Annotated in this window: 20 protein-coding genes; 11 read left to right on the top strand and 9 right to left on the bottom strand. The window is 72.6% G+C overall.

From position 1 onward, the window contains the following. Positions 1 to 59: 59 nt before the first annotated feature. Complete coding sequence (locus ABD385_RS19605; RefSeq protein WP_344577654.1) at positions 60 to 1,358, bottom strand: UDP-glucose dehydrogenase family protein; 1,299 nt, start codon at positions 1,356 to 1,358, stop codon at positions 60 to 62. A 315-nt stretch (positions 1,359 to 1,673) separates the two neighbouring features. Between ABD385_RS19605 and ABD385_RS19600 the strand changes: the two genes are divergently transcribed. The 4 genes from ABD385_RS19600 (at position 1,674) to ABD385_RS19585 (ending at position 4,812) form a co-directional block, all read left to right on the top strand. Next, positions 1,674 to 2,459, top strand: coding sequence for a TetR/AcrR family transcriptional regulator (locus ABD385_RS19600; protein WP_344577651.1), 786 nt, complete (start codon positions 1,674 to 1,676; stop codon positions 2,457 to 2,459). A gap of 245 nt (positions 2,460 to 2,704) precedes the next feature. Further along, a complete protein-coding gene (locus ABD385_RS19595) occupies positions 2,705 to 3,319 on the top strand; it encodes a TetR/AcrR family transcriptional regulator (RefSeq protein WP_344577648.1) in 615 nt (204 codons plus the stop codon). A gap of 48 nt (positions 3,320 to 3,367) precedes the next feature. After that, a complete protein-coding gene (locus tag ABD385_RS19590; protein ID WP_344577645.1) occupies positions 3,368 to 4,057 on the top strand; it encodes a VC0807 family protein in 690 nt (229 codons plus the stop codon). Further along, on the top strand, positions 4,054 to 4,812 hold the full coding sequence (locus ABD385_RS19585) for an SDR family NAD(P)-dependent oxidoreductase (protein ID WP_344577642.1): 759 nt from the start codon (positions 4,054 to 4,056) through the stop codon (positions 4,810 to 4,812). Before ABD385_RS19590 ends, ABD385_RS19585 begins: the two co-directional genes overlap by 4 nt. 33 nt (positions 4,813 to 4,845) lie before the next feature. On the opposite strand, the gene ABD385_RS19580 is transcribed toward ABD385_RS19585, so the two are convergent. After that, a complete protein-coding gene (locus ABD385_RS19580) occupies positions 4,846 to 5,523 on the bottom strand; it encodes a ribonuclease H family protein (RefSeq protein WP_344577639.1) in 678 nt (225 codons plus the stop codon). A gap of 90 nt (positions 5,524 to 5,613) precedes the next feature. Between ABD385_RS19580 and ABD385_RS19575 the strand changes: the two genes are divergently transcribed. Continuing rightward, positions 5,614 to 6,273 (top strand): TetR/AcrR family transcriptional regulator, encoded by a 660-nt coding sequence (locus tag ABD385_RS19575; RefSeq protein WP_344577636.1) that lies wholly within the window; start codon positions 5,614 to 5,616, stop codon positions 6,271 to 6,273. A gap of 50 nt (positions 6,274 to 6,323) precedes the next feature. Then, entirely contained in the window at positions 6,324 to 7,733 is a 1,410-nt protein-coding gene (locus ABD385_RS19570; protein WP_344578109.1) for an MFS transporter, read from the top strand. Between the two features lie 71 nt (positions 7,734 to 7,804). Here ABD385_RS19570 and ABD385_RS19565 read toward each other — a convergent pair whose 3' ends face one another. Together ABD385_RS19565 and ABD385_RS19560 are read right to left on the bottom strand one after the other, a co-directional pair. After that, positions 7,805 to 8,674: an oxidoreductase gene (locus ABD385_RS19565; protein ID WP_344577630.1), complete on the bottom strand. Its 870-nt coding sequence runs from the start codon at positions 8,672 to 8,674 to the stop codon at positions 7,805 to 7,807. A 418-nt stretch (positions 8,675 to 9,092) separates the two neighbouring features. Next, complete coding sequence (locus ABD385_RS19560) at positions 9,093 to 10,235, bottom strand: acyltransferase family protein (RefSeq protein ID WP_344577628.1); 1,143 nt, start codon at positions 10,233 to 10,235, stop codon at positions 9,093 to 9,095. 1,068 nt (positions 10,236 to 11,303) lie between these two features. On the opposite strand from ABD385_RS19560, the gene ABD385_RS19555 reads away from it, so the two are divergent. Both ABD385_RS19555 and ABD385_RS19550 read left to right on the top strand, forming a co-directional pair. Beyond that, on the top strand, positions 11,304 to 11,513 hold the full coding sequence (locus ABD385_RS19555) for a hypothetical protein (RefSeq protein ID WP_016573557.1): 210 nt from the start codon (positions 11,304 to 11,306) through the stop codon (positions 11,511 to 11,513). A gap of 128 nt (positions 11,514 to 11,641) precedes the next feature. Then, positions 11,642 to 11,980 carry a hypothetical protein gene (locus ABD385_RS19550; protein WP_344577622.1) on the top strand — a complete coding sequence of 113 codons (339 nt, stop codon included), beginning with the start codon at positions 11,642 to 11,644 and terminating at the stop codon, positions 11,978 to 11,980. A 172-nt stretch (positions 11,981 to 12,152) separates the two neighbouring features. Here ABD385_RS19550 and ABD385_RS19545 read toward each other — a convergent pair whose 3' ends face one another. Then, complete coding sequence (locus ABD385_RS19545) at positions 12,153 to 12,929, bottom strand: hypothetical protein (protein WP_344577620.1); 777 nt, start codon at positions 12,927 to 12,929, stop codon at positions 12,153 to 12,155. A gap of 752 nt (positions 12,930 to 13,681) precedes the next feature. Between ABD385_RS19545 and ABD385_RS19540 the strand changes: the two genes are divergently transcribed. Together ABD385_RS19540 and ABD385_RS19535 are read left to right on the top strand one after the other, a co-directional pair. Next, entirely contained in the window at positions 13,682 to 14,779 is a 1,098-nt protein-coding gene (locus tag ABD385_RS19540) for a methyltransferase (protein WP_425585435.1), read from the top strand. A 138-nt stretch (positions 14,780 to 14,917) separates the two neighbouring features. Beyond that, a complete protein-coding gene (locus ABD385_RS19535) occupies positions 14,918 to 15,142 on the top strand; it encodes a hypothetical protein (protein ID WP_344577617.1) in 225 nt (74 codons plus the stop codon). Between the two features lie 103 nt (positions 15,143 to 15,245). On the opposite strand, the gene ABD385_RS19530 is transcribed toward ABD385_RS19535, so the two are convergent. Then, positions 15,246 to 16,196 (bottom strand): hypothetical protein, encoded by a 951-nt coding sequence (locus ABD385_RS19530; protein ID WP_344577614.1) that lies wholly within the window; start codon positions 16,194 to 16,196, stop codon positions 15,246 to 15,248. A 198-nt stretch (positions 16,197 to 16,394) separates the two neighbouring features. After that, the gene (locus ABD385_RS19525; protein WP_344577611.1) at positions 16,395 to 18,533 is read right to left on the bottom strand and encodes a DUF2264 domain-containing protein; all 2,139 of its coding nucleotides are present in this window, start codon (positions 18,531 to 18,533) and stop codon (positions 16,395 to 16,397) included. Between the two features lie 139 nt (positions 18,534 to 18,672). Here ABD385_RS19525 and ABD385_RS19520 point away from each other — a divergent pair, with 139 nt between their 5' ends. Next, the gene (locus tag ABD385_RS19520) at positions 18,673 to 19,755 is read left to right on the top strand and encodes a Gfo/Idh/MocA family protein (protein ID WP_344577608.1); all 1,083 of its coding nucleotides are present in this window, start codon (positions 18,673 to 18,675) and stop codon (positions 19,753 to 19,755) included. On the opposite strand, the gene ABD385_RS19515 is transcribed toward ABD385_RS19520, so the two are convergent. Then, positions 19,658 to 20,359, bottom strand: coding sequence for a DUF1365 domain-containing protein (locus ABD385_RS19515; RefSeq protein ID WP_425585434.1), 702 nt, complete (start codon positions 20,357 to 20,359; stop codon positions 19,658 to 19,660). The genes ABD385_RS19520 and ABD385_RS19515 overlap by 98 nt on opposite strands. 51 nt (positions 20,360 to 20,410) lie before the next feature. Beyond that, positions 20,411 to 21,733: an NAD(P)/FAD-dependent oxidoreductase gene (locus ABD385_RS19510; RefSeq protein WP_344577605.1), complete on the bottom strand. Its 1,323-nt coding sequence runs from the start codon at positions 21,731 to 21,733 to the stop codon at positions 20,411 to 20,413. Between the last annotated feature and the right edge of the window lie 273 nt (positions 21,734 to 22,006).

Raw genomic sequence — 22,006 nt, 5'->3', positions numbered from 1 at the left:
CGGCCGGAGCGGTCCGTGGACGCGTCCGGACGCGAGCGGAACACCGGCCGCCGCACGATTCACGCCACCCGGGCCGGCGCCGCAGTGCGTCCGATGCCCTGCCAGCTCAGCCCGGCCCGGGCGAGCCGGTCGGCGTCGAGCAGGTTGCGGAAGTCGTGGACCTCGTGGCCGGCCATCCGCGCGGCGATCGCGGCCCAGTCGAGGTCGCGCAATTCAGGCCACTCGGTGAGGACGACGCAGGCCGCGGCCCCGTCCGCCGCCCGCACCGGATCGTCGACGAGGTCGACCAGATCGCTCAGGTCGGGCCGCTCCTCGCGCAACGCCGGGTCGTACGCGGTGAGTTCGGCGCCCCGCTCGCGCAGCAGCCGGGCGACGGCGAGCGCCGGCGAGTCGCGCAGGTCGGAGGTGCCGGCCTTGAACGTCAGGCCGTACAGGGCGATCCGTACGCCGCGCAGCGAGCCGTCGGTGCTGCCGCACGCGGCGGTGACGCGCTCGACGAGCTGGCGCTGGTGGGTGACGTTGGTCTCGATGGTGGCGCTGAGCAGGGGGAAGTCGACGCCGGCCTGGTCGCACGCGGTCAGCAGGGCGTGGGTGTCCTTGGGCAGGCAGGAGCCGCCCCAACCGGGCCCGGGCCGCAGGAACGCGGAGCCGATCCGCGGATCGCGTCCAATGCCCTCGGTGACGTCGCTGATGTCCGCGCCGAAGCGCTCGCAGACGGTGGCGAGGTTGTTGGCGAAGGACAGCTTCATCGCGAGGAAGAAGTTGGCCGCGTACTTGGTCAGTTCGGCACTGGCCGGATCGGTGAGCACCAAGGGGGCGTCGAGTCCGGCGTACAGGTCGGCCACCCGCCGGGCGGCGTCCTGGTCGGCGGCGCCGATCACGATGCGGTCGGGGTGCAGGAAGTCGTGGACGGCACGGCCCTCGCGCAGGAACTCGGGGTTGCTGACCACCGCCACGTCCGGCCGGCCGAGCAGCGCGGCGACCCGCTCGCCGGTGCCGACCGGCACGGTGGACTTGTTGACGACGACGCAGCCGGTCGGCAGCACGTCGCGGATCTGGCCGGCGACGGCCTCCACGGCGGCGAGGTCGGCCGCGCCGCCCGCGCCCATGGGCGTGGGCAGGCACAGGAACACCACCTCGGCCTCGGTGACGGCGGCGGCGGTGTCGCCGGTGAACTCCAACAGGTCGGCGTCCAGGGCGTCCCGGACGGTCCCGGGCAGGTCGGGTTCGAGGATGTCGACCCGGGCCTGGCGCAACCGCTCGACCTTGTTCGGGTCGGCGTCCGCGCAGACCACGCGGTGGCCGAGCGAGGCCAGGCAGGCTCCGGTGGTCAGTCCGACGTATCCGGTTCCGATCACGGCAACGCGTCGAGCAGGCACAGCAGATCACCACTTCCGATCGTGGGGGGTGCACGCGTGCGGCGGCTGTGGCGGTGCGCGGGTCAGCGCGCGCCGCCGCGCCGTGCGGGCGGACCTGGCACGGGTCGAACCCGTCGGCACCGCCCCGGCATGGCAAGCACTCAAGTCATCAATCGTTGAACTGGTTCAGGTATGTCATGTGGCCCGAATAGAAGTCAACGACTGATGACATTGGCCGGTGACTTTGAGACAGTCGCCGCAGACTGGAACATGGGCGCATGACGCACGGGGCGCGGACGACGGAGGTGCAGTGACGTGACAGGAGTGCAGAACGGCGGGACGGCAAAGGTGGTGGCCCGAAGGCGCTCGGCCTCGGCCACCCGTACCGCGCTCAGGGCCGCCGCGTCCTTCCGCTTCGGCAAGTTCGGCTACGAGGGCACCAGCGTGCGCGACATCGCGGGCGACGTGGGGGTGGACGCCGCACTCGTCTACCGCTACTTCGGCTCGAAGGAAGCGCTGTTCAACGACGTGGCCTGCACGGGCAAGATGTTCGAGCCGCTGCTACAGGAGCCGATCGAAGCGATCCCCGACTGGTTCTGCGCGCTGCTCATGGGCGCGCCGACGGAGGGCGACTTCCCGCACCCGGTGCTGACCGTGTTGCGGTCCAGTGGCCGCGACGAGGCGGTGGGGCGGTTGCGCGCGGACTACACGGAGGTGTTCACCAAGCGGCTGGCCGCGCGTCTCGGCGGCGCCGACGCGGACCTGCGCGCGGAACTCCTGGCGGCCTGGATGCTCGGCACCAGCCTGATGCGCACGGAGATCCGCCCGCCCGCCCTGGCGTCGGTGCCGGACGCCACGCTGGAGCGGTACTTGCGGGCCGGCATCGAGGTCCTGTTGGCCCCGGCACCGGAGGACGACGACGGGTCGGCCGGCGCCGCGGACGGCGAGTGCCCCGCGTCGGCGCGGTTCCCCTGCGGCGCCGACGCCCACGAGGAGCCCGACCGGCCCGCGGAGCACGGGGCGTACGAGCCCTGCGCCCGCGACCACGCGGGAGTCCGGCACGACGGTTGTCCCGACAACTGCCCGATTGGCCGGGACTGACCGGCGCCACCCCGCACCCCCGTGCTCCCCCCTGCACCACCCCACCCCCTGAGTCCCCGACCGCTCCGTCTCCCGGTCCGCGCCGCGGCCACCGCGCCCCCGCCCTCCCGATCGTCCACTTCCGGACGATCTCCGCCGTCCCGCGCCCGCCGCCGAGCGGGCCACCGCACGACTGCCCACTCACGGTGATTCGTGTGCGGTAGAATTTATCCACGTAGATAAATTCGGAGAGCGGAAGGCCCATCGTGCGGACCGGGAAGACAGCGCAGCGGACGTCCACCAACGCGGCCCGCAGGGCGCAGATCGTCGAGGCGACGATCGACACGATCGCCGAACTCGGCTACGCCAAGGCATCGTTCGCGAAGATCACCGAGCGGGCGGGGCTGAGCAGCCCCCGGATGATCTCGTACCACTTCACCGACAAGGACGATCTGATGCACCAGATCGTGCGGGAGGTGTTCACGACCGGAGCGGCGTACATCGGCGAACGGATGGCGGCCGAGGAGACCGTGGCCGGCAAGCTGCGGGCGTACCTGGAAGCCAATGTGCAGTTCCTGCGCGAGCATCCGCGGGCGATGCTGGCGCTGACGGAGATCGGTCCGCACGTGCGCGATGCGGACGGACGGCCGTACACCCAACAGGGCGCGCAGGAACCCAGCGTCCGCGGACTGGCGGAACTGCTGGCGTCCGGCCAACGCAGCGGCGAGTTCCGCGACTTCGACGTCCGCTCCATGGCGGTGATGATCCGCGGTGCCGTCGACGCCGCGGCGCAGCGGCTGCGAGGCAAGCCCGGACTGGACTTCGACGCCTACGCCCACGAGGTGGTCACCGCGTTCGACCTCGCCACCCGCTCCGGCTGACTCCACCGCCCGGCCCCTCCGCAAGTCCACGTTCAGGAAGGTTGTGTTGTGGCAGAAAGCTCCGGCGCGCAGCGCCCCGCACGGTCCGGCGCGGCGTTCAGCCGCCTCTTGCTCGGCCACGTCGTCGTCCCGCTCGCCCTGTTCTACGGCCTGCGTTGGCTCGGCGTGAACCAGTTCCTCGCCCTGCTGGCCGGGGCCGTGCTGCCGACGGCCGGCATGGTCCGCGGCTTCGTCACCGAACGCCGGATCGGCGGGTTGTCGCTCTTCGTGCTCGGGACGATGGGCCTGACCGTCGCGATGTCCTTCGTCACCGGAAGCCCGCGGCTGCTGCTGATCCGCAACGGATGGGGCATGGCCGCGCTCGGTGTCTGGATGCTGTGCACGCTGCTGTCCAGGAGGCCGTTCCTCTACGAGGCGACCCGGATCGTCGTCGACGAGGACGCACGACGGGCGCTACAGGACGCGTGGGACCGCCATCCGGCGTTCCGTCGGATGCTGTGGATCTGCAGCGCCTTCTGGGGCGTCGCCTGCCTGGTCGACAGCGCGGGACGGGTCGTCATGGCGATGACCCTGCCGGTCGACCTGGTTCCGCTGCTCGACGACGTGCTGCTGGGCGTCACCGTGCTGGCGATCCTCGCCTTCCAGCGCTTCTTCGGGCGCGCCTTCCTGCGCCGCAACGGGCTGCGCAGCCGCGGCCTGGTCGTCACGCCCCTCGCCACCACCGGGCCGTCAGCATGACGACTGGTCCCGCCGGCCGCGCGGTGGTGCTGATCACTGGCGGCGGCTCGGGCATCGGAGCAGCCACGGCGCGCCGGCTGACCGGCCGGGGGTGGCGGGTGGCCGTCGTCGACCTCGACGGCCCCCGCGCCACGGCGGTGGCCCAGGAGTGCGGTGGTCTCGCCGTCGTCGCCGACGTCGCCTCGCCCGACGACAACCAACGCGCCATGGCGCGCACGGTGGCGGAGTTCGGCCGACTGGACGCGGCGGTGCTCAATGCGGCGGTCGCCGGCCGTTGCGGACTGGACGACTTCACCCCGCAGCGCTACCGGGACACGATGGGCACCGATCTGGACGGCGTCGTCTACGGCCTGCACGCCGCCCTCCCCTGGCTGCGTCGGGGCGGTGGCGGGAGCCTCGTCGTCACCGGCAGCATCGCGGGGCTCACCGGCTCGCCCGACGTGTTCTACGCCATGGCCAAGCACGCCCTCGTCGGGCTGGTCCGTTCGGCCGCGCCGCGCCTGGAAGCAGACGGCATCCGCCTCAACACCGTCTGCCCCGGGCTGGTGGACACGCCCGCCCTCGCGCCGGTACGCCCCGCCCTGCGCGCCCGCGGACTGCTCCTCGCCGACCCGGACGAGGTGGCCGCCGCCATCGGGACGGTCCTCGACGACGACCGCACCGGTCGGGTCTGGACCGTCCAGGCCGGCCGCCCCGCCGCGCCGGTCGACGAGCCGACGGTGCCGCTCGCGACCCGGGAGGAGCGACGACCCTGACCCGGTTCCCGCCGCCGCCCGCCCCCTCGTCCGTCAGAGGCAGTCCGGGTGGCCCCAACCGTGCGGACCCTTGGCCACCTTCGTGCCGGCCTCGTAGGCCCCGCGGCACGTGCCGCAGTGGCCGGGGAACTTGGCCTTGATGGTGGCGCCCTTCCCGGTGCGCCGGGCCGGCTTGGCCGGTGCGCCCGCTCCGCCGCCGGGCCGTTGCAGCGCTTCGGCCCGGGGCTCCGGAACCGTCAGGTCCCCCCGGGAGGTGCCGGCGGCCTGCTGGGTCACGGCGGCGGTGCTGGCCGCCTGGTCGGCGATGGCGTTCAACGGGTCGCCGTCGACCTGGTGCGCCGGCACGTAGCGGAACTCCACGGCGCGGCCGTCCAGCAGCGCGTCGATGCGCACCACGAGCTCACGGTTGGCGACCGGCTTCTTGGACGCCGTCAGCCAGCCGTTGCGCTTCCAGCCGGCGATCCATTTGGTCACCGCGTTCATCGCGTACTGGGAGTCCATGCGGACCTCCAGCGGCAGAGCGGGGTCGGTGGCTTCCAACAGCTCGGCCAGGGCGGTCAGTTCGGCGACGTTGTTGGTCGCGGTACCCAAGGGGCCGGCCTCCCAGCGCGTGGGGTTCCCCCCGGCGTCGGCGGTGACCCAGGCCCAGGCGGCACGCCCCGGATTGCCTTTGCTGGCCCCGTCACAGGCAGCGATGATGCGTTCGGACATCCCCTGATCATGCCACGTCCGACGGCGGCCGAGCCACGTCGCACCCACAGCGAGTAGACACTGTCTACTCGACGCTGGTAGACAGCGTCTATGCAGAGTGAGAATTCCCTTCGGGAGCGCCTCGTCGACGTCGGAGTGGAGCTCGTCCTGACGGAGGGTTCCGCGTCGCTCGGACTGCGTGAGATCGCCCGCCGGGCAGGCGTGTCGCACGGGGCACCCCGTCGCCACTTCCCCACGCACCACGCCCTGCTCTCCGCGATCGCCCACCGCGGCTTCGCGGACCTCGGCGCCGAGTTCACCGTCGCGATCGACGGTGCGACCACGCCGCGCGCCCAGGTGCAGGCCGTGGCCCGGGCCTACGTCGGGTACGCGCTGGAGCGGCGCGGCATGTTCGAGTTGATGTTCCGCCACGACCTGCTCGACAGCTCCCGGCACGCGTCCGACCCGGCACGGCTGCGGGAGTCGACCCTGCCGCTCTTCGCGCGCCTCGTCGCCCTCGTCACCGCCTGCCGAGCGGAACGGGACCGGGGAGCGGAAGAACCGCCCACCGTCACGGCCGCCGCCCTGTGGTCCAACCTGCACGGCGTCGCACAGCTGTGGACGTGGGGCAGCCTGCAACTCGTGCTCGAAGCCGAACCACCCGGCGCCGCGCAGCACGACGCCGGACCGGAACGGCCCGCCCGGCTCGACCCGCTCGACCGACTCGTCGCGCGGGTGCTCGACGCGCACCTGGGTCCGGTGGGCCCGTGACCGCTCCCCCGCGGTGGCACGCCGCACTGCTGGTCAGCGTGGCCGGTGCGATGCTCGTCGCCCTGGACGGGACGGTACTGCTGGTGGCGCAACCCCGCCTGCAACACGATCTCGGCGCAGGCGTGGCACAGGTCCAGTGGACGAGCACCGGCTATCTGCTCGCGGTGGCCTCGCTCCTCGTCATCGCCGGACGCCTCGGGGACCGGTACGGGCACCAGCGGGTCCTCTTCACCGGGGTGCTCGGCTTCGGGGCCGCCTCGGCCGGCATCGCGCTCGCACCGTCGATCGGCTGGGTGATCGGTCTGCGCGCCGCCCAGGGCGTGTGCGGCGCGCTGCTGCAACCGGCGACCCTGGCGTTGTTGCGGCTGACCTACCCGCCGGACCGGCTCGGGACGCCGGTCGCGCTCCGCACCAGCGCGATCGCCGTGGCCGCCGGAGCCGGCCCGGTCCTCGGCGGCCTCCTCGTCGTGCACCTGGGCTGGCGGGCCGTGTTCTGGGTCAACGTGCCCGTCGCGGCGCTGATCGCCGCACTCGCGCTGACCGTCCGCCCGCCGGCAGCCCGTCCGGCAAGCACGCCGCGGCTCGACCTCACCGGCGCCGCGCTCCTCGCGACCGTGCTCGTCCTCCTGGTCCGCGCCCTGGTCGGCGTACCGGAGCACGGTTGGACCGCCGCACCCACGCTCTCGGGACTGGCGGCCGTCGTGGTCCTCGCCGTCGTGCTCGTCGGGTACGAACGCCGCAGCGCGGACCCGGTCGTGCCGCGTGCCGTGGCGCGGTCCGTACCGGTGACGGCGTCGATGGCGCTCCTGCTCGCCGCCTCCGCCGGCCTGTTCGGCGCGCTGTTCACGGCCACGTTCTACCTCCAGGACGTGTTGCGCCTCGACCCGCTCGGCAGCGGCCTGCGGGTCCTTCCGCTGACCGCCCTGATGGTCCTCGGGGCGCCCCTCGCCGCGGCGGCGCTGCGTCGCCACGGCCCGCGTCGCAGCGCGCTGACCGGAACGGCCCTGCTCGCCCTCGGCATCGCGGGACTGTCCCGACTCGACCCGACCGGCACCTGGTGGGCCATGGGCGCGGCCTTCGCCGCGATGGGCGCGGGGTTCGCCACCGTGATGGTCACCGCCACGGGCACCGTAGTCGGTGACGCACCACCCGGCTGCGCGGGGGTCGTCGGCGGACTCAAGCAGACCGCCATGAACATCGGTCCGACCCTCGGCATCGCCGTCGCCGCCAGTGCGACCGCAACCCCCGCCCACGGTTCGGCCGGCACCGCCGCCGCGTTCGCCGGAGCGATGGGTACCGCCCTGCTGCTCCTGGCCGGCTGCGTGGCCCTCGGCCTCCTCCCGGCTGCGCTGCTGCCCCGGCGGCCCGGCGGTCGAGCGAGCCCCGAGGAACCCGCCCCAGGCAGTGTTGCGGAAGAGGCCGCGCCGCCCGTCAAAGAGGCGACGGCTGCCTCCAGTTGAGCGATGGGGGCGGACGCGACGTAGGACGGACGGCGGGGCGGGCCCGCCCCGCGGCCCGGTGGTGCACGGCGTCAGCTCGCCGGCTGCGTCGTGGGGAAGTCGGCGCTCAACGTCACCCCCTGCCAGGCGTCGAAGTCGGCGCGGAGGGAATCGAGCTTGGCGGTGGCGAGGTCGTACGCGGCCTTGCCCAACAGCAGGCGCAACGGGGGTCGTTCGCCCGTGACGGCGTCGATGACGGCCCGGGCGGCTCGTGCCGGGTCCCCGGGCTGGCGGCCGTAGGTGGCCAAGGTGCCGGCGCGCCGGACGCCCGCGGTGGCGGCGTAGTCGTCGAGGGTCGTGGCGGACTGGCGCATCGAGGGACCGGACCAGTTGGTGCGGAACGCGGCCGGCTCCACGATCGTCACGTTGATGCCCAACGGGGCGACCTCGGCGGCGAGGGACTCGGACAGGCCCTCCACGGCGAACTTGGTGGCGTGGTAGTAGCCGGTGGCACCGAAGCCGACCAGGCCGCCGAGTGAGGAGACGTTGACGATGTGGCCGGCGCGGCGGTCGCGCATCAGCGGCAGGACCGCCTTGGTGGTGTTGACCAGGCCGAAGACGTTGGTGTCGAACAGGGCGCGCACCTCGTCGTCCGCGCCCTCCTCGATGGCGGCGAGGTAGCCGTAACCGGCGTTGTTGACCAGGACGTCGATCTGCCCGAAGGCGGCCTGTGCCTGGGCGACGGCCTTCGCGATCTGCTCGTCGTCGGTGACGTCCAGCGCCAGGGCGACGGCTCGTTCCCCGTGCCCGCGCACCACGTCGGCGAGCTGGTCGGGGTCCCGGGCGGTGACCGCGGCACGCCACCCGCGCTCCAGCACGGCGCGGGCCAGGGCCCGGCCCAGGCCGGAGGAGCAGCCGGTGATGAACCACACGGGGGAATCGGGAGAATCGGGGGAGGTCATGCGGGGATGGGCCCTTCGTCGTGGAGTGCGTCGGGCACGGTGCGGGCCGGGCGCGTACCGGTGCGTGCCCGGCCCGTGGGAAGGCGCCCGGTCCTTCGTGTCCATGCCGACCAACCTAGGGGCGAGCGCCGCAAAGAGGGTGGCCGTGCCACACCCACCCGAAGGCCCCCAACAGGGTCGGAGGCGCCGCCGGCCGGGCGCACGGGCACAGGCACGGATCGGCCGTCCACGGTGACCACGGGCGAGCTGGCCGGCGCACCGTCGACGTCGTGGTCCGGGAAGCAGTCGCCACCAGCACGGATGGGGGGCGCGGTCAGCTGACCGCGCCCCCCATCACGTCGTCGCTCGCATGCCTGGCCTCATCCGGCCGGTGCCCTCAGGTGCCGGTCAAGGGGCGCGGGCAGCTGCTCGGCGCTCGTCAACCGGTGGGCGTGGGCGGCCGGTCGGCCAGGTCGCTCGGCTCGCTCACGGGGGCGGGAGCGGAGCTGAGCGGCACCGCCTGGGACTGTGGACGGCGGCGCGGGCGGGACCACCGCCGCACCATCGGCAGCTCCACCGTCCGGTACAGGATCCAGGCGAAGACGAGGGTGAGGGCCAACCAACCGGTGGCGCGCAGCAACGCCTCGCCGGTGTCCCACTGCTGCCGGCTGCCGTACTTGGCCGGTCCGACGGGCCCGACGACGAGTTGCAGCATGTAGAAGGCGAACGAGATCTCCCCCAGCCACACCATGGTGCGGCCGGCCAGCGGACTGGTCCTGCCCTGCGCATCGGCGTGCGCCCAGCTCGCGACGGTCAGGCCGAGCGGGACGAGCACCGGCAGCACCACGCCGTGGGTGGTGGGGATCCACAGGGACAGCAGGTAGCCGGGGATCAGGGTGAGGGCGGCCACCCACCGGTTCACGGGAATCCAGCGGCCCGACATGACGATCCGCGCCAACAGGATGCCCAAGCCGAACTCGAAGAGGCGACTGACCGGGACGAAGTAGACGATCCAGAACTGGAGCCAGCCGTACTTCAGCCCCGGCACGGCCAGATGGGGAAGCAGCGTCTCGGCGGCCGTGGCGACCAGCAGCGCGCCGAGCACCATGGCGCCGGCCCACACCCACAGGCGCTCCGGGCGGATCTTCTTGACCAGGCGTATCAGCACCGGGAAGCAGAGGTAGAAGACGAGCTCGACGGAGAGCGACCAGGCCGGGCTGTTGACGCCGTTGAGGACGAGGGGATCCGGCACCCAGGTCTGGACGAGGAACAGGCCGGGCAGGAACTGACCGGCCGTCAGGACCTGTCCGGCGGCCAGTCCCAGCAACAGCGCGGCGACCCAGGTGACGAAGTGCATCGGGTAGATCTTCGTCAACCGGCGGCGCCAGAACCGGGCCGGGCGGTCGCCGTCCCGGGCGGACCAGGTGAGCACGAACCCGCTGAGGAGGAAGAAGAAGGACACCCCGAGGCTGCCGAACATGCCGAGGTAGGTGCTCAGCCCCTTGTTCAGGCTCTGGTCGGTGAACATCCAGGCCGCTGACACATGGGCGATGAAGACCAACAGCGCTGCGACGAACCGCATACCGGTCAAGGAAGGGAGCGCTCTACTGCGTTGGGGAGGACTTGCGTCCAACATGTGCGGATCCTCTCGAAGAGGTTGGGGACGGGGAGTAACGAGCGGGCGGCACATCGCTCCGCGTCGGCGGCGGTCGCGCCGTCCACCGCCCCGTCACCCGACACCCACCGGACTCCCGGCCGCGCACCGCCCGCGGGGAGGACGGGGGAGGCTGCGAAGGAGATAACCAGGGGAGCACCGGCACCGGCGTGCGCCACGCCTGATGGGGGAACTCGCTGACGACGCGGGCCGGGACGACCCCCACCTCCCACGTCGTGCAATCGCTCGCGTTCGCACCGTCCGAAACCCGTCCGGTGGGCAGCGAGATCGTCATGCGGCGAAGTAACGCACAGGCCGAAAGTGATCGCCACCGAATTTACCGCGGAATGGGCTGAGTTGGGGCTGGACCACACGATCCAACGGGCCGCCGCGTCCGCGAACGCGCTTCCGCGAACGTCACAACCCCGCTGGACCAGCGCAAACGGCACGATCCACGGCGGTTCGACGGCACCGGAACCGGGACGTGGCGCTCCGTCGTCCGCACTGCCGCGGCGTGCGGCACCGGCGCGGCGCCCGCAGGCGCACGGCGCGATCGGGTCGGGTGGTTTCCGGACAGCGGCGCCGGCACCGCGGACGACGTCGCGGGACGCGCGGGCGGCTTCTGACACTCCGTTCCCGGAACGCCCCGCCCTGGCCTTCGTAGGCGGCGGCACCGGCACCACAGCGTGGGGGTTCCGGCCGGTGCATGACCGGTCGCGTCTCGCCGCATTTCTACGAAAGGACACGGTCGTGGCGTGAACTCCCCATATGAGCAATGACCGCTCTCGTGGCGATCGTTGATCAATTCCGGACGTTGCTTGAATTTGACCTTCCGCTTAAAAAACTGGCGTGTGCAGTACGTGAAGGCTCTGGAATGTGGTTCTCGATACCACGTGCGAGCGTGCAATCTAGTGCGTGGCGGGAGTCGCTCAAGGGTTCCGCCGCAGTGCACCACGCATTGCACGCCACCACGAAGGAAGAAGGACGCTCATCATCATGAGCAACACCTCCGGCATTGAGACCCGTGAAATAGCCGACGACGACCTCGACAACGTCGCGGGTGGTCTCTCCGTCAGCGGCTCCCTGAACGGCCTGACCGCGAACTTCGCCCCGGGCCCGAACGGCATTCCGATCCTGACCGGCGGCTCCATCAAGTCGGTCAGCCTCACCGTCTCGGACATCCCGCTGGGCCCGATCGGCGGCTGAATCACCACCTGCGGCTGAGGCGCGGCTTTCACCCGGTGCTCAGCCGAAGGGTCCGCAGACCGCCCCCGGATGACGTGGGGTGATTCGGGGCCCAATGCGGCGTCGGCCTTCAAGACCTCGATGTGGTCTTGAAGGCCGACGTCGTCGTATGCGTCACCGCGTCCGCGCGAAGCCACCACCGCGACGCCCGGTCCGCGAACTCCGAGGTGCGGTGCCGGTATCGACGCAAGCCGTCACTCATCGAGGACACCGCGCGGAAGAAGGTTCCGGCCGAGCGGGGCCGGAAGAGTTCCGGGATTTCGGCCGGGCTGAGGAATTTCGACGTCGAGCCTGCCGGCAACGAATCCAAACGCGATTGCCGTACCGCAAATACCCACGCCGAACCGACGACGTGGGCGCAATACCAACCAGCCCATCAACGACGCGACTTCCCCATCAATGCCTTCCCGGACCGGGACGTCATGTAAGGGGGTCGCCGCGATGAGCCGTCGAAAGGAATGAGGGAATAAGGAAGTAAGGGAAATTGATCGGCGGGTGTCGACATGGCCGCGGGGGTTTTCCAGCCGCGGCTCCGAACGCGCGATACGGCCGCCGTGCCACGAACGGTCCGGCCCGGCTAACGGGAAGGGACGCCGGACCTCAGTTGTCGACGTACTTCCGCAACACGGACTGGTAGTCGGCGAATTCGGGCTGGGTGTGGAGCTGGTCGGTGCCGCGCTTGAGGTAGACCAGTCCCGGGCAGTTGGGTTGCCGGCTGCCGAGCAGGTGTTCGCTGCCGAGCTTCTTGCCGGTCCTGGCCTCGTACACCGTGACGTCGTACACGCCGCGGTACAGCTTGATGCTGTCCGAGGTGAACTTGCAGTCGGTCAGGAACTCGCCCTCGTCGGGAGAGTCGAGGCAGGCGATGAGCTGCACCCGGTGCGGGTCGAGGCCGTTCCCGCTCCAGTAGTCCGCCGTGCCGGAGGTCGGGAAGACCTGCTGGGGCGAGCCGGACTCGCTGACCGTGAACATCGCGACGGGGTGCGGGCCCGCACCGGTGTGCTCGGCCGTCTCGGGGAAGTACTTGCGGGCGAGGCCGCTGCCGCAGCCCATCTCCAGGTCGGAGACGCGATGGATCGCCTTGTCGTTGGCCTTCGGTTCGAACATCACCCAGTAGACGCCGTAGCCCACGGCCAGCACCGTGACCAGCGCGGTCGCCCGCAGGAGCAGGGTCCGCTGCCCGCGCCGTTGCGCCCCCTCGTCCCGCGCGCCCGGGCCGCCGGCCCTGCGCCTGGTTGCCACGGCGTACCCGACGTAGAGCACCGGGGCCGCCGCCACCACGACGAACAGGAGGCCCACCAACGGGTTTCCGCCCTTGAAGGCGATCACCGAGAAGAGCACGGCGATGCCGATGAGCAGAACCATCAGCTTGGCCATGGACACACCTTTCCTTGGGGCCCGCTACGGGCCCGACCCAACGACGACGAGGAACCCGCCCCGTCGATGCGGCGTCGAAGCCGCGACAGGAACTCAACAGCCTGATGCGGGGCGGCTGTCGGGACGGTCCGCCCGGTCCCGCACACCCGCCCCCCCGGTCCGCCCGCAGCCGATCCCGCTACGGGCAGCAACGACCAGCGCGCGGACTCCCGCCGTCCGCGCCGCTGTCGTCAACCGTCCGTCACTGCTGTCGAGGGTCGGTCGGGTCCGCTCCGCCGGCGTCCGGACGCGCGTCGCGAGGAGCCGACGCGGCCGCTGCCTCTCGGGCCGCCCGGCGCCTGCGGGCGGCGGCGCCCAAGGCACCGGCCAGGACGATGAGTCCACCGGCGAGAGCACCGGAAACCAACTTGTGCAACAGATCGTCCATGGGAGCCCCGTTCGTTCCTTCACTACGCGCGCGTCTTCCGGACAGGAGCCGGGAGACGGATGGGCGACTGCGTGTCCCGCAGGTCGCTGCACCACTGTCCCGGACGGCGTTGAAATGCCGATGAAAGATCGATGAAGGCGGCGGACGGAGTGCCCGACGGGGACGCACGGCGGGCGGTGACGCTCGTCAGCCATGTTCGGAAGGTCGCGGTGGCGCGGCGCTTCAGCGAGATCGTCGAGGGGCATCCTCACCGTCGGGCGGACGCTCAGCCGAGACCGCCCGGCAACAGCGACGCGACCGAACCGAGTTCACGCAGGAGGACTTCGTGCGGCAGGACGAGAGCAACGAGCACGGCCAGGACGGCGGCGCGGGCAGCGGGAGCGACGGCGGGACGGGCCCCGTGGCCCCCGACGCCGAGGCCCGTGCCCGTCGTTCCGCCAGTTTCCTGATCGACGAGGCCCTCGGCTTCCTCTACCCCGCCGCCCTGCGCGCGGCAGCCGACGTGAAGGTCGCCGACCACCTCGTCGACGGCCCCCGCTCCCCCGCCGACCTCGCCGCCGCGACCGGCACCCACGCCCCCAACCTGTACCGGGTCCTGCGGCTCCTGGCCACCCGGGGCGTGGTGGCGGAGGACGAACAGGGCCGGTTCGCGCTGACCGAGGCCGGCCAGGCACTCCGCAGCGACGCCCCGTACTCCGCCCGCACCGCCGTCCTGATGCTGACCGACCGCACCATGTGGCTGCCCGGCAACGAGATGAGCCGCTGCCTGACCGAGGACACCTCCGCGTTCGACGCCCTCTTCGGCATGCCGTTCTTCGAGCACTTCGCCCAGGACGAGCGGACCGCCGCCGTCTTCCACGTGGGCATGGCCGCGATGTCCGACGCGGAGAACGCGCCCATCGCCGCCGCCTACGACTTCCCGGCCACCGGCACGGTCGTCGACGTGGGCGGCGGCCACGGCGGTCTGCTGCTGGAAGTGCTGCGCCGGCACCGGGGACTGGACGGCGTCCTCTACGACCAGTCACACGTCCTGGCGGGGCACCGGCTGGCCGCCGAGGAAGCGGTGGCGGGGCGGTGGGCGGTGGCGGACGGCGACTTCTTCGCCGACGTGCCGCCCGGTGACGTCTACCTGATCAAGCGGATCCTGCACGACTGGGACGACGAGCGCAGTGCCGTCGTCCTCGCCAACTGCCGCCGGGCGCTGCGGCCGGGCGGCCGGATCCTGATCGTCGACGCGGTGGTGCCGCCGGGCAACGCCCCCCACCAGGCCAAGGCACTGGACCTGATGATGATGGCCTCGCTCGTCGGCCGCGAACGCACCGAGGCGGACTTCGCCGCGCTCTGCGAAGCGACGGGCCTGCGCCTGTCCCGCGTCGTGCCCACGCCCACGGTGCTCTCCGTGGTGGAAGCGGTGGTTGCCTGACCGGCAGCGTGCGCGGGCCCGTCGTCCCACGTGCAGCCAGCTGACTGGCGGTCGTGGCGAAGCGGCGGGGCACGGCGGTAGGTTGCCCCTGCTCCTGCCGCTCGGTGGGAGACGAGCGGGGAAGGGACGGGGTGGCGCATGCTGTTCTCGCGCAAGGCGGGGAGTTCGGAGCGCGGGCTCGGGTTCGATCTGGTGCGGCGCGGCTACGACCGTGCGCAGGTCGATGCGTACGTCGAGGGCCTGTCCCAGGCAGGGGCGACCGTCCCCCCACCCGCATTCGACGTGGCGCGCCGGGGCTACGACCGGCAGCAGGTCGACGCCCACGTCGCGGAGCTGCTGGCGGGCCGGGGCTCGGGAGCCTGACCAGCACCCTGCCCGAGGTGCGCCTCAACCGGCGGCGGTGCGGAGCGCGGCGGCGCCCAGGCAGCGGCGGTGCACGCCGGCGCCACGTCGCCCTACGGCCCGTTCACTCGTTCTCGCGGGCGCGGGCGTAGTGGTGGGAGAACCGTTCCAACGGGTCTCCCTCGGCGTTCCACGGCCAGGGGGTGGCCAGGCCGCCGGTGGCGCGCAGAGTGTGCGCGGCCTCGCTCGGCCGGGCGGCCTTGATCAGCGCGTAGGCGAGCAGGTTGAGGTCGGCGAGTGCCTGGGCGTGGCCGAGGTAACCGGGGCCGGGCCAGTGGTGCGCGGCGTGGTCGAGGGCGGCCACCGCGTCGTGGCGGCGCCAGAACTCGCCCGCGCCGAGGGCGGTCACCCCTCCAGGGCCCATGCTCCGCTGGTGGTTGCGGACGAGGGCGGTGAGTTCCAGTCCGGCCGCGGGGGCGGTCGGGGGCATCGCGGCGCGGACGGTGTCGAGCAGGTCCAACACCTGGCTGCTGGAACCGCATTCGTCCGGCGAGAGGTAGCCCAGTGCCTGGAGGTGGGCCTCCCGGTTCCACGGGTCGCGGGCCTTGATCTCGCGCCAGATCGCCGCCAGTTCGGCGGACGGACTCCGTTCCAGGCGCAGCGTGGCCAGGTGCACGGTCCAGGGCGTGGGGTCGGCGGGCAGGAGTTCGGCCGCGCGCCGGCAGGTCTCCCGGGTGGCGTCGAGGTCGATGCTGGCGCCCGCCTGGCCGGCTTGCAGCACGTCGGACCAGGCTTCCAGCAGCAGGGCGGCCTGGTAGTGCGGGTTGTGCTGCCGCCAGATTCCGGGCAGGGACCGTCCCGCGGCCGCGGCGAGCACGCGCAGGCGGTGTGCCTTGCGGTCCCAGTCCTCCCCGGCCTCGTCGAGCACCTCCGCCATCAGGGCCATGACGGGCGTGTCGAGCGAGCCGCGGTCCCAACACGTCAGGACGCGCCGCCGGACCCGGCCCAGGGCGGCATCGTCGAGTTCGGGGAGCAAACGGGGACGGCTGCCTTTGCGGCGTCTGAAGACGGGCATTCCGCGGTGGCCTTCCGGATGAGGTGGGGACGGGACGGAGTCCCGGCATCGTACGGGCGTCGGCCGGCTGCGCAACCCGCCGCCCGCACTCCGAGACGCACCCGACACTCAGGCCCATCCGTTTCAGATCCCGGAACATCCTCGTTCCGAACCTTCACCCACCCGGCCCCCGTTTTCAACCAGCTTGTCAGATACTTGTCATTTATTGGTCGATTCTGTGCCTGGTGGACGGCTCGGCTCGGCACGGCCCTGCTCCGGACCCGGGCCAGGCACGATCACCGGCTCCTCCCCCGGGGAGAGCCGGGCGTAGCGCACCGGTCCGGCCAACCGCACCCCGTCCACCACCGGTGACTGCGGGACCTGCCTGCCGAGGGCGACTAGGACCCGGGTGCCGTCGGGGAAGACAGCGGTGACCGTGGCTCCTTCGACCGCGCACCGAACCCGCGGTGGTGGCGCCGCCCCGCCCCGGCCGGTGAGGCCGATCAGGGCCACGTGCACGGTCCGGTCCGCCGCGCGCCGGTCGGTGGCGTAGGGGACGGCCGTGTGGCGACCGAACGCGCTGGTCCCCTGCGCGGTCGCCACGGCCACCTCGGCATGACCGGCCAGGGCGACGAACGTACTGGTCAGGCCGTCGTCGGTGACGGCCTCCGCCCGGTGGCCGACGGTCCGGCACCGGGGTGGCCGCTCCCCTGCCACCTGCCAGCCGCTGGCGTGCAGCGACAGGTGGCGGGGCGCCTCGACCAGGTGCGCGCGCAGTTCGTACGCCCCCCAGACCACGCTCGCGGTCTCGATCTGGGCCGCGGTGTCCGCCTGGCCCGGCCAGAGTGGTCGGTGCCAGGACGCGCCGTAGCGGTCCTGGACGTGCAGCCGGTGGATGCGGGTGCGGCGGGACAGGCCGAGTCGGGGGTGGACGAGGGCGACGTGGTTGTCGGACTGGAGGCGGTGCCTGGCGTCCTGGGCGTGGTGCGGGCCGGTCGCGGTGGAGTAGGCGAACCGTGCGTAGTGCGGATCGCCGTCCGCGCGCGTCAGAGCGTAGCCGCCGCCCACGGCCCCGCCCGGTGCGGGAGGGCTGCTCGCGCGGTCGGCCGTCGCGTAGTTGTCGCTGCCGTGGTTGACGAGTCGGACGATGCCGTCCGCGCGGGTCGCCGAGAGCACGAACCCCGGGGCGGGCAGGGCCCGCATCCGGTCGGCCCGCTCCACCGGCAGTGGTTCTTCCGGTCGGGTCCAGCAGGGGTGGTCGGCCGGCAGGAGGAGCCCGAGGAAGGCCTTGCCGAGCCAGTACGGGGACGCCGGACCGGAGTAGTCCTGCACCAGGGGCGGGTACGGTCCGAACCAGCCGAGGGTGGCGACCCCGTTCCGGTCGCGAAAGCCCCGGTCGACGAAGTGCCGTAGCGCACCGCTGGCCAGTCGTCGGGTCTGGCCCGGGCTGAGGGGAGTGGCGCCGACCAGCGCCCCCATCCACGGAGCGGTCGCCGCCGCGAACCGGTAGATCAGGGACCGCCCTTGGTGCACGGGGGCTCCGTCGGCGCCGAAGAAGAGCGCGTAGTCCGCGAGGAACCGTCGCAACCGCGCGGTGAACACCGGCAGCCGGTCGCCCCGCTGCGCGGATCCCTCCCCCGCCATCAGGGCCCACAGGAGGGGGTAGGTGTGCAGCGCCCAGCTGTTGTAGTGGTCGAAGTTGTCCGCGGTGCGGGCGTTCCCGCCGTCGCGGTACCAGCCGTCGCCGACGTAGAACTCCTCGATGCGCGCCAGGTCGGCGGCCATGACGGCCCGGTCGTGCGGAGCCCCGACGCCGGCCAGGAACTCGCCCACGATCACCCGGAACAGGTGCCAGTTGTTGTCGGGTATGTCCAGGCCCCAGGCACCCTGCAACCAGGCGACGATCCGCTCCCGGACCGCGTCGGGCAGCTGGTCCCACAGCCACGGCCGGGTGAGATGGAGGCCGACCGCGAGGGAGCACGCCTCGACGAGCGTCTGCCGGCACTCCTGGGCGAGGGCCGGCCAGGCTTCGGGGTGCCGGGGGTCCGTGCCGGCGTCGAAGCCCGCGGCGTAGGACCGGAGCAGACCGGCGGGCGCCGCACCTCCACAGCCCGCGGTGCGGAACGCCAACAGCAGGAACGTCCGGGCGAATCCTTCGAGTTGGTCGGAGTCGGGGCCCGAGACGGAGGGGCGTCCGGGCAGCGCGATGCGGGCTCCGGACGGCGAGGCGAAGCGGTGCACGTCCGTCAACAGCCGGTCTGCGAGGGCCAGCCAGTGAGCGCGACCGTATCCGGTGAAGGGCGAGAGCGTGCGGTCCTCGGGCGGCAGTGCCGGGACGGTCCGACGCGTCGGCTGCATGATCCTCCTCGGGACGTCGCGGCCCGGTGGCGGGCCGGGGCGGTGATGTGCTGCTCTGGTGGTGCTGTGCTGCTCTGGTGGTGCTGTGCTCCTGCGCCTCGCAACGAAACGCCCACGCATCGCCCCCGAAGGCAGGCTGATGACGTTGTCCCACACCCGGGAAGAGTCCGACACCCCGCACGAGCCCGCGGTACGGCCGACGAGCGCCGGTCCACGAGAGCTGCGGCTCGCGGTCGTGGGCCTCGGCATGCGGGGAACGCTCGGCAGGCACGTCGCCGAACAGCACCTGCCGGTGCGGGTGGTGGCGGTGTGCGATCCGGTCGCGGCCCGTCGGGCACACGGCCGGGAACAGTACCCGGGTGCCGCCCCCCACGCCGATCACCGCTCCCTGCTCGACGAGGGGCTGGACGGCGTGCTCCTGACGACGCCGGACGACACCCACGAGCAGTTGGCCGTCGACTTCCTGGAAGCCGGCGTAGCGGTGTTCGTCGACAAGCCGTTGGCCATCACCACGGCGGGCTGCGACCGCGTCCTGGAGACGGCCCGACGGACCGGCACCCGGCTCTACGTCGGACACAACATGCGGCACATGCCGGTGGTCCGGACCCTGCGCGAACTGGTCGTCGAGGGCGCCATCGGCGAGGTCAAGGCGGTCTGGTGCCGTCATTTCGTGGGCCACGGCGGCGACTTCTACTTCAAGGACTGGCACGCCGACCGGCGCCGCACCACCGGCCTGCTGCTCCAGAAGGGCGCGCACGACCTCGACGTGATCCACTGGCTGGCCGGCGGCTACACCGTGCGCACGCAGGCGATGGGTGGGCTGACCGTCTACGGCGACGTCACCGCACGGGGCGGGCAGGGCGCGCGGACCCTGACCGACTGGTTCGATCCGGACGCCAACTGGCCGCCCACCCCCACCGGACCCGCAGCGGAAGCGCGGCGAGGGCGCGTCGGACGACGAGACCGGCCACGGCGGTGCGGGCCGCCGACGCCCGGGGCGGGCGGAAGACGTCGGGCCACTGCGCGGGATCCGCCCCGGTGGCCGGGGACGGGCCGCCGGGGGCTGGCACGCGGTCGAGGGGCCGGTGGCAGGTGCCGGTGGCAGGTGCCGGTGGCAGGGGTGTTCATGTCATGCCTTCCTGGGATCGGTAGCGCGGGCGGGCGTGGACCGGTAGGCCGCGCAGGTACAGGGCGATGCCGTGGCGTCGGATCCCCGCGCTGACGGCGGCCGTCGACCACGGGTGCCGCAGGGCGGCCCGCAGCAGCGCGCCGGGAGTGGCCGGGCGGCGGACGCCGCGGACCGTCGCGGTCAGCGGCCGGGTCTCGCCGCGGCGCAGTTGGACGGTCACGTCGAGGCGGGCGCCCGGTTCGGGCAGCCGCATCCGGTAGGAGCCGTCGACGGGGAAGAACGGCGAGACGTAGAACTCCTTGGGCGTCAGCGCCCGTCCCTCCTCGTCGGTGCGCAGGACGTAGCAGTGGCGCTCGCCGTAGGTGTTGTGGACCTCGGCCACCACGCAGACCGGTGCGCCGCCGGCGTCGTGGCACCAGTACAGGGTCAGCGGGTTGAAGACGTGCCCCAGGACGCGGGCGTGGGCGAGCATCACCACCCGCCCGCCGTCCAGGTGGACGTCGTGGGCGGCCAGCAGGCGTTCCAGTCCGGCGCGCAGGGTCCCGGCGGTGCCGGCGAAGTGGTCACGAGCCTCGAAACGGGCCAGTGGGCGCAGCAGCCGCGGCAGCCGCGGCGGGTGGTCGATGTCGATCAGCCACAGGTAGGTGCGGTGCCGCAGCGAGTACGGCACGGGGGCGGTGCGGGTGTGGCCGACCACGCACGCGTACAGCGCCGGCGTGCGGATGCCGGCGGCGGTGGCCGTCGGCGGTCACCAGCGCACCCCCAGCGCGGCGGCGGCCAACACCCCGGACCGGCAGCCGTCCTCGTGGAACCCCCAGCCGTGGTAGGCGCCGGCGTAGGCGGTCACGGCGGTGTTCAGCAGCGGCAGGTCCTGCTGCGCGGCCACCGACTCCGGGGTGTAGACGGGGTGTTCGTACACCATGCGCGCCAGGACGCGGTCCGCGTCGACGCGGTCGGTGGCGTTGAGGGTGACCAGGAAGTCCCGGTGCGCCGCGAGCCGTTGCAGCCGGTTCATGTCGTAGCTGACCTGGACGGTGTCCACCGAGGCGCGGCAGGACGGCAGCAGGTAGTTCCACGAGGCGCGCGCCCCGCGGGCCCGGGGCAGCACACCGGGGTCGCTGTGCAGCACGGTGACGTTGCGCGCGTAAGAGAACGCCCCCAGCACCCGGCTTTCGTCCCCGGTCGGCTCGGCCAGCAGTCGCAGGGCCTGGTCCGGATGGACGGCGATCACCACCGCGTCGACGGCCCGTTCGGTGCCGTCCACCGCCACCACCCGCGCGCCCCGCCCGGACCGGTGCACCGCCCGGACCGGCGTGCCGGTGTGCACGCGGTGGAGCTGTTTGGCGATCCGGTCGACGTACTGCGCGGAGCCGCCGCTGACCGTCCTCCACTGCGGCGAGCCACCGACCGACAGCATCCCGTGGTGGTCGAGGAACCGGAAGAGATAGCCGGCCGGGTACTGCATGGCCGTCTGGGGCGCGCACGACCACACGGCGGAGACCAGCGGGATGGCGAAGTGCGCGACGAAGTACCGCGAGAAGCCGCCCTCGGCCAGGAACGCGCCCAGGGTCCGCACATCGTCACCGCGGTCGCCGGCCAACGTGGCGCGCGCCGCCCGGTGGAAGGCCCGCACCTCGGTGAGCATCCGCAGGTAGCGGCCGCGCAGGACGTTGGCCGGGCGGGCGAACAGCCCGACCGGGCCGCGCGCCCCGGCGTACTCCAGCCCGCACCCCTCGCACCGTACCGACATGCTCATCTCCGCGTCCTGGGTGGTCACCCCCAGTTCGTCGAACAGGCGCAGTAGCAGCGGATAGGTGCGTGCGTTGTGCACGATGAAGCCGCTGTCGACGCGGACCGGCCGACCGTCGACGTCGGCCGCGTCGTGGGTGTGCGCGTGCCCGCCGAGGCGGTCGTCCGCCTCGTACAGCGTCACCTCGCAGCCGCCCCGTTGCAGCACGTGGGCGGCGGTCAGCCCCGCCACGCCACTGCCCACCACAGCGATTTCCCGGTGATTCACCCGTGCCCCTTCCTCGTCGGCCGTCGCGAACGCGAAGCCGCCCTCACCAGGCATTCGGAGCAGTCGGATCTACGGATTGGCGCGAGGACGGAGGAACTCGGAAACCGGCCCGGGCGGTGGCCGCGGGCCGGCGCGGCGGGGCCGCTCGCAGTGGAGCGGCCCCCCCCCGCGGGCGGGCCGGCGGGCTAGACGCCGAGCACGCCCAGCGGGGCGCTCGTCGGCCGGGTGGAGCCGCCCTGCGGTTCGGTGGTCACCCCGACGCCGTCCGCGCCGCCCATGCCGCCGGTCAGCAGCAGCGCACCCGAGGCACGGCCGGTCTGGACGAGT

The sequence above is a fragment of the Streptomyces lunalinharesii genome, from assembly GCF_039532155.1.
Classification (GTDB): Bacteria; Actinomycetota; Actinomycetes; order Streptomycetales; family Streptomycetaceae; genus Streptomyces; species Streptomyces lunalinharesii.
This window is presented reverse-complemented; position numbering and strand designations above follow the sequence as displayed.